At 56.0% G+C, this 10,409-nt stretch carries 10 protein-coding genes and 1 pseudogene; 7 read left to right on the top strand and 4 right to left on the bottom strand.

Annotation, left to right across the window (positions count from 1 at the left end; all coding sequences use genetic code 11):
- Both KBI52_RS04005 and KBI52_RS04010 read right to left on the bottom strand, forming a co-directional pair.
- Window positions 1-203 (bottom strand): ATP-binding cassette domain-containing protein (locus tag KBI52_RS04005; RefSeq protein ID WP_247654169.1); only part of this gene is annotated, 203 nt, incomplete at its 3' end.
- Window positions 204-358: 155 nt separating this feature from the next.
- Window positions 359-982: a helix-turn-helix domain-containing protein gene (locus tag KBI52_RS04010; protein ID WP_114948175.1), complete on the bottom strand. Its 624-nt coding sequence runs from the start codon at window positions 980-982 to the stop codon at window positions 359-361.
- A 132-nt stretch (window positions 983-1,114) separates the two neighbouring features.
- Between KBI52_RS04010 and KBI52_RS04015 the strand changes: the two genes are divergently transcribed.
- From KBI52_RS04015 to KBI52_RS04040, 6 genes are all read left to right on the top strand, one after another.
- A complete protein-coding gene (locus tag KBI52_RS04015) occupies window positions 1,115-1,636 on the top strand; it encodes an MOSC domain-containing protein (protein ID WP_245435683.1) in 522 nt (173 codons plus the stop codon).
- Between the two features lie 178 nt (window positions 1,637-1,814).
- The gene (locus KBI52_RS32655; RefSeq protein ID WP_256439460.1) at window positions 1,815-2,594 is read left to right on the top strand and encodes a PDR/VanB family oxidoreductase; all 780 of its coding nucleotides are present in this window, start codon (window positions 1,815-1,817) and stop codon (window positions 2,592-2,594) included.
- 36 nt (window positions 2,595-2,630) lie between these two features.
- A complete protein-coding gene (locus tag KBI52_RS04025) occupies window positions 2,631-3,845 on the top strand; it encodes a PLP-dependent aspartate aminotransferase family protein (protein ID WP_114948173.1) in 1,215 nt (404 codons plus the stop codon).
- Between the two features lie 180 nt (window positions 3,846-4,025).
- Window positions 4,026-5,057 carry an amino acid ABC transporter substrate-binding protein gene (locus KBI52_RS04030; protein ID WP_210805501.1) on the top strand — a complete coding sequence of 344 codons (1,032 nt, stop codon included), beginning with the start codon at window positions 4,026-4,028 and terminating at the stop codon, window positions 5,055-5,057.
- Between the two features lie 100 nt (window positions 5,058-5,157).
- Window positions 5,158-6,354, top strand: a complete 1,197-nt coding sequence (locus tag KBI52_RS04035; protein ID WP_210805503.1) for an amino acid ABC transporter permease — start codon at window positions 5,158-5,160, stop codon at window positions 6,352-6,354.
- A gap of 4 nt (window positions 6,355-6,358) precedes the next feature.
- Complete coding sequence (locus KBI52_RS04040) at window positions 6,359-7,831, top strand: amino acid ABC transporter permease (protein ID WP_210805505.1); 1,473 nt, start codon at window positions 6,359-6,361, stop codon at window positions 7,829-7,831.
- Here KBI52_RS04040 and KBI52_RS04045 read toward each other — a convergent pair.
- Window positions 7,831-8,106: pseudogene (locus tag KBI52_RS04045) on the bottom strand (IS6 family transposase); the annotation flags it as partial. The gene KBI52_RS04040 and the pseudogene KBI52_RS04045 sit on opposite strands and share 1 nt — an antisense overlap.
- Window positions 8,107-8,198: 92 nt before the next feature.
- The gene (locus KBI52_RS04050; RefSeq protein WP_210805509.1) at window positions 8,199-9,626 is read right to left on the bottom strand and encodes a short-chain fatty acyl-CoA regulator family protein; all 1,428 of its coding nucleotides are present in this window, start codon (window positions 9,624-9,626) and stop codon (window positions 8,199-8,201) included.
- A 139-nt stretch (window positions 9,627-9,765) separates the two neighbouring features.
- Between KBI52_RS04050 and KBI52_RS04055 the strand changes: the two genes are divergently transcribed.
- Window positions 9,766-10,409, top strand: a 644-nt coding sequence (locus KBI52_RS04055; protein WP_305797873.1) for a carboxyl transferase domain-containing protein, incomplete at its 3' end; no start/stop codon positions are given.

Here is a 10,409-nt window from a genome sequence, read left to right on the forward strand (position 1 = left end):
CGGTTGATGCAGCGGATCATCGTGGACTTGCCGGAGCCCGAGGGACCGCAGATCACGATTCGCTCACCCCGGCGCACATTCAGGTTAATGTCTCGCAACACGTGGAATGCGCCATACCACTTGTGGACGCCAACCATCTCCACCGCCGTTGCCGTCTTCAGCGAGGTCGGCTTGGTCGCTCTGATAGGCCGGTTGCTCTGCAATGCTATCACGGATCCATCCCTACGATGTTGTCGACTTGGCGGTCGTCGTTATTTAGGCAACAGGTTGCCTAGAACAGCATCGTAGTCAATAGAAGTCAACCTGAACTTGAAGACTGGCATCTTCGAGCGATGAGCCGAGGAGGGTATGTTCGCCCTCAGCTTTTCTCTCGCGACACCGCGATAAGTGCGCTGCCGTCGCCGTTCGGTGCCCTAACTTGGTGCGCGATGTGCCCGGGGAACTGCAGGAAATCACCAGAGTTCAGGATCACTGTGCGATCCGCGAATTGCACTTCGATTTGCCCTGAAACGACAAATATTATCTCAGTTCCGCCGTGATCCACGCGGCCATCTGGGCCATAGACTTGTCCAGGAAACAACAGGAAGGCCTCGAGTCCACCGGCAGCTTGGCTTAGAGGCTCGAAATGCGCCTCGTCCGAGTTTTGCCGGACTGCGGGCCGTTCTGCGGCTCTGACAATATGAATCAGCGAATCATCGACTGCTTCCCCGAAGAGGGCAGAAACAGGAACAGAAAATGCCTGGGACAGCTTCAAGGCGGTTGCGATGGAGGGCATCTTCTCGGCGCGTTCGACGCGGGATAGGTATCCTTTATTCAATCCTGTGATGCTTGACAGCTGATCCAACGTCATTTTGCGGGAACGCCTTATCGCAGACATTTGCAGGCCAAACGCCCGCGCGGCGTCGTCCACTGGAGTAAGGGCAAGGTCCTTGATCGATTTTGCTCTTGGCAATTTTTGCTCCAAATCCAAGTCTTCTGCCAATTTCTATCACTAAGTCGCCACTTCGTCGGCGGCTAGGCCCCTGATGCCGGTGGAGCGAAAGAGCTCGGCTGTTCGACTCGTTATTGCAGCAATTCCAAAAGTCTGCTACCCATTTGGGCAACAAGTTGTCCAATGGGCATTCAGGTGCAGGGAATCATGGTGCAAGTTTGGTCCGGGGAGCTTCTGCATATCCACATCGCTCCGTCAGCCTCCTACGAAATGGAGGAACTGACAGAAGCGCGCCTTGTGGCGGGAAAGGGCATCGAGGGCGACCGCTACTTCCTGGGAACGGGAACCTATTCTCCCAAGCCGGATGTCCGCGACATCACGCTGATCGAAGCTGAGGTCCTTGAACAGTTGGCTCTCGGGGAGCCCAAAATACCCGGAATCAAGTTGAACCTGTCGCCGGCAGATCACCGCCGAAACCTTACGACACGTGGTGTTCCGGTGAATCATCTCATCGGAAAGCGTTTCCGGGTCGGCGAAACTATATTGCGCGGTGCAAGGCTCAACTTCCCCTGCAAATATATAGAGGAGTTGCTGGGAATGCCGCGCTTGTTTGAGGGCCTTTTGAATCGTTCCGGATTGAACTGCTCGATCGAGAGTGGGGGCATCATTCGTCCAGGCGATCGAATCCTTCCGCTTGAGGATTGATCGTATGGCCTCGCCCCGTCTAATTATGAAGATGAAGGTCGCCTCGCTCCGATCGGAGCTTGGAGATGTTAGCGTCATCGAGTTTCGTCATCCCAAGCGACCTGAATTGCCGCCTTTCGAAGCCGGGGCTCACGTAGACGTCCACCTACCTACTGGGAAAATCCGCCAATACTCTCTAATGGGAGACCCGGCTGATTTGTCTCGGTACATCGTCGGCGTGAAGCTAGAGGCGAAGGGCCGGGGGGGCTCAGCCTGGCTGCATGACAATTTGCGTGTTGGTGACGAGGTCCCGGTCTCCGCCCCGCGGAATCATTTCAGGCTTAGTCCAGACGGAGCAAAGCACCTGTTGATTGCCGGTGGTATCGGGGTCACTCCGATGATCGCCATGGCCCACGCTCTAAAGGCCCAGGGCAAAGCTTTCACGCTGCATTATTTTTCGCGCAGTCGATCTCTTGCACCTATGGCAAGAGAACTTGAGGCTGAACTCCCCGCCGGCAGTGTTGTTTTCCATTTCGACGACGAGCCCAGCACTTCCGTTGACATGACGGAGCTTCTTAAAGTCGTCGAGGAAGGAACGCACCTGTATTACTGTGGTCCGCCCGGCTTTATGGCGTGGATCAGGGCCGAATCCGCTCATTGGCCTACTCAGAATGTCCATTTCGAAGCTTTTCAGCCCGAGACCGATAGAGACTTTGTCCCTGAGGCATTCTCGGTTCGGTTGCGATCTAGTGGCCGAGAGTTTGAAGTGCCAGCGGATGCATCGGCACTGAGTATCCTTCGCACTGCTGGCGTCTTGCTCTTTTCATCGTGCGAAAACGGCGTCTGCGGGAGCTGTGAATGTGGCATCCTCAGCGGGGAGCCGATTCACCGGGATGCTGTGCTCAGTCCCGAAGCTCGTACCAAGCGATTCATACCTTGTGTCTCAAGGGCGAAGGGCCAGATCGTGCTGGACCTCTGAGCCGCTGCAAACTGCTCATCATACTGGAGAAATGTCATGTCAGGTTCGAAGCAGAGTGATGGGTTAAATGGGCATGTAGGCGGGTTCGCGACCCGAGCTATTCACCATGGTTACGACCCGTCGCGCTTCGAGGGCGCTGTGGCACCCCCGGTCTTCTTCACGTCTACCTATGGGTTTGAGAGCATGGAAGCCATGGATGCTGCTGCGTCCCTCGGCGGCAAACTCTACGCTCGCGAGCACAATCCGACCACCGAAATCCTCGAGGCTCGACTGGCTAACTTGGAAGGCGCGGAAGCCGCTCTGGCACTATCGACGGGTATGGCGGCAGCGGGAACCCTCATGCTTGGGCTTCTGTCGCAGGATGATGAGATCATTGTTCATCGTACCTTGTACTCCAATACGGCTGCCTTAACTCGTGACGGCATACCGCGCTTTGGCATCAAGGTGGTTCCAGTCGACCTGACCAATCCCGCTAGTCTCGACGCTGCGCTTACCGAAAAGACAAAGCTGGTCTATTTCGAAACACCGGTGAATCCGCTATCGGAAATTTTGGACATTGCTGCGATTGCGGCAGGGGCATCTAAGGTGGGTGCAAAAGTCGTGGTGGATAGCACCTTTGCATCCCCCGCCTTGCAGCGTCCGCTAGAGCACGGAGCTCACATCGTGCTGCACTCTCTTACCAAGTATATTAATGGACACGGGGATGTCCTGGGCGGTGTGTTGCTGAGTGATCAGGAGACGATTTCGCATCTGCACAGCCATGGCCTTCGCTATTTGACGGGAGCTACGCTCTCGCCGATGGCTGCAGCGCTCATCCTTCGCGGACTGAAGACATTGCCGCTACGGATGGAGCGTCACAGCCAGTCCGCTCTGACCATTGCCCGCAAGCTCGCCGAACACCGGGCAGTGGCTTGGGTGAACTATCCATTCCTGGAAGGCACCGTCGGGTACCAGATTGCTAAGAAGCAGATGTCCGGCGGATCTGGAATGTTAGCATTCGGGCTCAAGAAAGGATTCGAAGGAGCTCGCCGGGTGCTGGATCGGTTGAAGCTTGCTAATCGCGGTGTGAGCCTCGGTGATGTGGAGACGCTAATCAATCACCCTGCGAGCATTCTACGAGCTCGCCAAACGGTTCGGCCGGAAGCGAAGCCTATCGAGGGCGTCGGAGAGGATCTTATCCGGCTCTCAATCGGCCTCGAGGACGAAGCGGACATTTGGGGCGACCTCGCCCAGGCTCTTGATGCTGCTTGATTAGACGCCTGCGCCGACCAGAAGCAGCGAGCACGATCCAGAGAGCAACAGTTGATGTCCGCAAACTAATCTTCGAATGCAAAAAAATGTAAAAGAAAAAACCAAGCCATGATCTCCTTTCAGAGTCGGACGCCTAACGGCAAACTGCAGACGGGCAACATGTGGCCCAAAGGAGGAAAAATGAACAGGACAATCCGCAAACTCGAAGTCGCCGCCGCTGCGATCATGCTTTCCGCAGTTTCGGTCTCAAGCGCGATCGCCGGGCCTACCATGGACCGGATCAAGTCTCGTGGGGCCATTGTCTGTGGAGTGTCTCAGGGCATTGCAGGGTTCTCCATCCCGGACAGTGCGGGGAAATGGTCGGGAATCGACGTCGACCTCTGCCGAGCGTTGGCGGCAGCAATTTTCGATGATCCAAACAAGGTTCAGTTCTCGCCCTTGTCGGCCAAGGACCGCTTCACCGCCTTACAGTCCGGTGCTGTCGATCTTCTGTCGAGGAACACGAGCTGGACTATGCAGCGCGAAGCATCGCTAGGCATGAATTTCGCCGTTGTGAACTTCTACGACGGAAACAGCTTCATGACGAAGAAATCTCTGAACGTTAAGAGTGCAAAGGATTTGTCTGGAGCTTCCATCTGCGTAACATCCGGAACGACGATGGAACTGAACGTCGCAGACTATTTCCGCGCCAATGGCATGGCGTTCGAGCCAGTTGTTTTCGTCACTATAGATGAAACAGCAAAGGCCTATGAGACAGGTCGCTGTGACGCTCTGATCGCGGATTCGTCTGCAAACTATTCTCGGCGCGCCCAACTACAAAAGCCAGACGACCACATTGTGCTACCCGAGCTGATTTCGAAGGAGCCCCTCGGGCCGGCGGTTCGTCAGGGCGACGATCAATGGCTAAACATTGTGAAGTGGACGCACTTCGCAATGGTCAATGCGGAAGAACTCGGCGTGACCAAAGCGAATGTCGTTGAAATGCGCTCATCGACTAATCCGGAGATTCGGCGCCTTCTAGGATCGGAAGGGAACTTGGGTGAGGGTCTTGGTCTCACGAAGGATTGGGCTGATAAGATCCTGCGCCATGTCGGGAACTATGGCGAAGTCTATGATCAAAACGTTGGCAAAGATTCGCCATTAAAGATCGAGCGTGTGGCAAATGCGCTTTGGAAAAAGGGCGGACTGCAATACGCGCCTCCGATCAGGTAATTGCTGATGGCCTCTTCCCGCCTTCCCGGCGGATGACCCCTGGTCGGTCGGACTTATGTGTTCGGCCGACTAGTTCCCTGGCAATCCGGAAGATCCGAACATGCATCGTGTTGCACCACGCGAGGGGCGAAACGCGCCCCGGACTGCACTTATCAACGATCCAAAAGTCCGTCGCTTTCTCTTGCAAGCCCTTCTGACTGCGCTGCTGGCGTTCGCAGCGTATAGTGCAGTACAGAACGCGGCGACCAACCTTGCCAATCAGCGCATCGCTAGTGGCTTCGGCTTTCTCGATCAGGTGGCAGGCTTTGGGATCTCACAAACCCTCATTCCCTGGGCGGAGACCATGACCTATGGGCGGGCATACGTTGTTGGCTTATTGAACACCCTGTTCGTCTCGGCGGTCTCGATAATTCTGGCAACGATCCTTGGTTTCGCCGTTGGCATAGGCCGACTGGCGCCGAACTTTGTAATCTCGCAACTTGCCAGGTGGTATGTCGAAGTAGTCCGCAATCTGCCGCTGCTTTTCCAGATTCTGTTCTGGTATTTAGCCGTCCTTTCCGCGATGCCGTCGCCACGTTCGGCTCTGTCGATCCTAGGGACGGTCTTCGTTAGCCAGCGGGGCGTTACCTTGCCGCAGCCAGTGATACAGCCTGGCGCTGCTGTTGTGGGTATTGCGGCTCTCGCTTTGATAGCTGCAGGCGCCTTCGCAGTGCGGTGGTCAAAAGCCCGCCGCGACCAGACGGGAACGGGCCTTTCCAAGAAAGCTTCGATCGCCCTTTCGATCGGCGCGCTCCTCATACTCGGCGCATGCTATGTTTTTGCAGGCGAGCCGGTGCAGCTTGAACCTGCCAAGCAAGGTCGCTTCAACCTAGCCGGGGGTGTTACGATGATGCCCGAATTTGCTGCTTTTGTGATCGCTCTTACTGTCTACAGTGCTGCCAACATTGGTGAAATTGTTCGAGCGGGCATTCAAGGTGTTGGGAAGGGTCAAACGGAGGCCGGTCGGTCTCTTGGACTCAAGCCTGGCACTATCCTTCGGCTAATCACCATCCCCCAAGCCATGCGAATAATTGTACCTATGCTCACCAGCATGTATCTCAATATTGTAAAGAACTCATCGTTGGGTGTTAGCATCGGATATCCAGATCTTGTTTCGGTAGGAGGAACTATCCTCAATAATACAGGTCAAGGTATTGAGGTCATCGGAATGTGGATGGTCACTTATCTGACAATATCCATAATCACATCCTTGTTTATGAATTGGTACAACGCACGCATCGCGTTGGTGGCGAGGTGAGGCTATGACAACGTCATTCATACAGAGCAATCCTCACCCCTCCATGCCCGCACCTCCGATGGATATCGGCCCTGGTCGTTGGCTGCGTCGAGAGGTCTTCTCAAGCCCTCAGCAGGCGATTGCTACGCTCGTCGGCACGTATGTCGTCTACATGCTCCTGAGCACCATAATCGATTTTGCAATTGTCAGGGCCGTCTGGATCGGAACTGACAAATCTGCATGCACAGGCCTGTCGTATGAGGTGGGCGCATGCTGGCCTTTTATTTGGGCCAAACTCGGTCAGCTGACCTACGGGTTTTATCCCGCCGATGAGCGTTGGCGTGTTAATCTCGTACTTGTATTCGCAGTCGTGTTGCTGATCCCGCTACTGGTGCCACGGGTTCCCTATAAGCTGCACAACGCGGTTGCATTTTTTGGTGTGCTCCCAGTCTTTGCGTTCAGTTTTCTTTATGGCGGCCCGATCATAACGCCTTGGCTGAAGGTTGCGTCTGTCATGCTTCTGGCGGCCTCGGTGGTGATGCTTGCAATCCATCTCATGGTCCTCAATGAGCAAGCACGAGCTAAACAGGCTGTCGGTTACTCAATCTTAGTGATTGCAATCATCACGGGCATTCTCGTCCCCCACTTCGCCAATGCGTCAACCGTTCCCGTTGTTGAGACTACTCTCACCTTGGGATGTCTGGCGGCAGCGCTGGAAGCTTTGGTTCAGAGAGGAGCTGCTGCTCGTCATAAGTGGGCGTTGTTCGGCTTGGGCGCCGCCGGCGCCGGTTGGATTCTGGCTGCTGCTGTCAGTAGTGGGGCTATTGACAAGCCTGCCTTACCGGTTGTGCCCACATCGGAATGGGGGGGGCTGTTTGTTACGCTGGTCGTGGCAACAACTGGCATTGTCGCGTCTTTACCGATCGGCATCGTTCTGGCACTGGCCCGACGGTCTGAGGCTTCAATTATTCGGACAACTGCAGTCATATTCATCGAGGTGGTCCGAGGTGTACCGCTTATCACGGTTCTATTCTTTGCAACCTATATGCTGCCGCTGTTCCTGGAAAATTCGCCAGACGCGATGGTGCGCGTTCTCGTAGGCATCTCGCTGTTCTCAGGAGCTTATATGGCTGAGACCATCCGAGGTGGCCTCCAAGCTATACCGAGTGGCCAGCACGAGGCCGCAGCAGCACTAGGGTTAAACTACAGCAAATCGATAGGGCTGATCGTGCTGCCGCAAGCATTACGGTTAGTCATCCCTGGCATCGTCAACTCATTCATTGGGTTGGTGAAGGATACAACACTCGTCTCAATTGTAGCGATCTTCGATCTGCTTGGCGGGCTGCGCGCAGCTTTCGCGGATCCTAATTGGGCAGGACCTTCCGCCCTGTATACAGGCTTTGCGTTCGCAGGGATTATCTATTTCTCGTTCTGTTACTTAATCTCAAGTTACTCGGCGCATCTCGAACAGCGACTGAGGGTTGACCACGGTCGTTGAGCTCGAAACAGGTACTTCCAGCGTCCGCCAACCCGCACATAGGTCTCGTCCACTCTCCAGGAGCCTGAGCGGGGCCCTTGGTAGAGCCGAATTCGCTTCTCGATCTCCGGCGCATAGCGCTGAACCCAACGGAAGATCGTAGATGGATCAACGGCGACACCGCGCTCGGACATCATCTCGGCGAGATCGCGATAGCTGATCCCATACTTGCAGTACCAGCGCACGCACAGCATGATGATCTCAACCGGGAAGCGATGGCGCTTGAACAGAGACAGCAAGACAGCTCCTCAGGTAGTCGCCCTTTTCCAACCCCGCCAAGGTTAATGCAACGGAGCCAGAATTCTCGCGTTGCGGCCAATGCCGACGCTCACCTTTGTCCCAGTTGGTAAGGCACAATATTTCGCAAGTCGGGGTCTATAGTGACTCTCCGATCAAAGGGAGGCATCGACCGCTGATGGCAGTCGGCCCGGTCGCATAGACGACAACTGACGCCAATTTTTACAACGGGAGAGGGCTTTCGAGTGTCAATGATGTCTGAGTAGACGAACTCATCTGCATACGCCAGCTCGCAACCGAATCCGATTGCGTATCGGAGACGCGCCGAATCGAAGCGTCCTCCACCCTTTGTGACAGCATGGGCGATCGACAGATACTGATCACCATCAGGCATCTCGGCAACCTGGACGAGAAAGCGTTCGGGCGTTTCAAAAGCCTCATGGATATTCCAAATGGGACACGCGCCCCCATAGCGCGCGAATTGAAGTCGCGTAGCGCTATGGCGCTTTGTGATGTTGCCTGCGCGATCGACACGCAGAAAGTACATCGGGACTCCCTCATTGCCGGGGCGCTGAAGGGTCGAGAGGCGATGGCAGACCTGCTCAATGCTGACCCCGAACTGCGCCGCGAGTCGCTCGACGTCATGCCGCATTCTGCGGGCTTCTTCCGCAAACTGCCGGTAAGGCATGAGCAGGGCGCCCGCAAAGTAGTTCGCCAAGGTAGCCACACAGACAGCACCCGCATCGCTTCCGCCGAAGGAGGCAGCGTCAACGATGACATTGATCTCGTCGGAAAATGAGAGTGTCGCCAAGTGACGCGCGACAGCAAAAGCCAGCGTCGGCGACGGGAGAGTGTCGTTCAGCAAGAGTGTGCCGCGAGACCGATCTAACGTGCTGACAAAAGGGCGACCGTCCGCGGGGAAATGCCGGGATACCAATATGCCGTAGTTTGCTTCCAGGTAATGCGCCAGGCGACTAAGCGCATCCCCTGAGCTATTGGCAATTCGTGCAGCCAACGCTTCCGCAGAACGGTCGAGGGAGTCGACATAGTTCCCGATGAAATGGAAGAAATCTCGAACCTCCTCGAAAGCTGATTGGTGGCTACCAGCATTTCCCTCACTCGCTCGAAGCGCGTCGTCCAATGAGCGATATTTCTCCTCCGCCCTACGATAGAGCCTGTGAAGATCGATTAGCGCTCGCGCCAGCTTTGGGGCATGAAGAGAGGCATTCTTGAGTTCCTGCAGAGTTATATCGAGGCTGCCGAGCGCAGGGTCGCCTAGCACCTCCCTCAGAGTTGCTGCCAACCGAACACCATCATCGTTCGAGAAAGCTGCAACATCGACACGAAGAACGCGTGCGAGCTCGACTATCACCGTCCCGGAGAGACTACGTTGATTAGCCTCAATCTGGCTCATGTAGCTCGGGGACACACCAATCCTCTTAGCGAGGTCTGACTGGGTGAGACCTTTCACTTCGCGTAGTTCGCGAATGGCACGACCGGCAAAAATTTTTCGCTTCATGTTAAAACGCCAAGTTTGCAACTTCACTACTTCGCACGAAAAAACTTGTTTCGGCAAGATCGATCAGATCAAACGAGATCTTAACAATCGTAAGTTTTCGCTCATCGCTCCGCGATAGGCCAAATTAGAGCAGTAGTGCATGCTGGAAGTTATTGAACGGCTTGAGGAGCGGCGCGCGCAGGCACGCCTGGGCGGCGGCGAAAAGCGCATCGAGGCGCAGCACGGCCGAGGCAAGCTGACCGCCCGCGAGCGCATCGAGCTGCTGCTCGACAAGGGCTCCTTCGAGGAGTTCGACATGTTCGTCGAGCATCGCTCCACCGATTTCGGCATGGAGAAGGTGAAGATCCCCGGCGACGGCGTCGTGACCGGCTGGGGCACCGTCAACGGGCGTACCGTCTTCGTCTTGGCCAAGGACTTCACGGTGTTCGGCGGGTCCCTCTCGGAGGCCCACGCCCAGAAGATCATCAAGATCCAGGACATGGCGCTCAAGATGCGCGCGCCCATCGTCGGCCTGTTCGATGCGGGCGGCGCCCGCATCCAGGAAGGCGTGGCGGCCCTCGGTGGCTATGGCGAGGTGTTCAAGCGCAACGTGATCGCCTCCGGGGTGATCCCGCAGATCTCGGTCATCATGGGGCCCTGCGCCGGCGGCGACGTCTATTCGCCCGCCATGACCGACTTCATCTTCATGGTGCGCGACCGCTCCTACATGTTCGTCACCGGCCCCGACGTGGTGAAGACCGTCACCAACGAGACCGTGACCTCGGAGGAGCTCGGCGGCGCCAA

It is taken from the genome of Microvirga sp. HBU67558 (genome assembly GCF_018069605.1).
Taxonomy (GTDB): Bacteria; Pseudomonadota; Alphaproteobacteria; order Rhizobiales; family Beijerinckiaceae; genus Microvirga; species Microvirga terrae.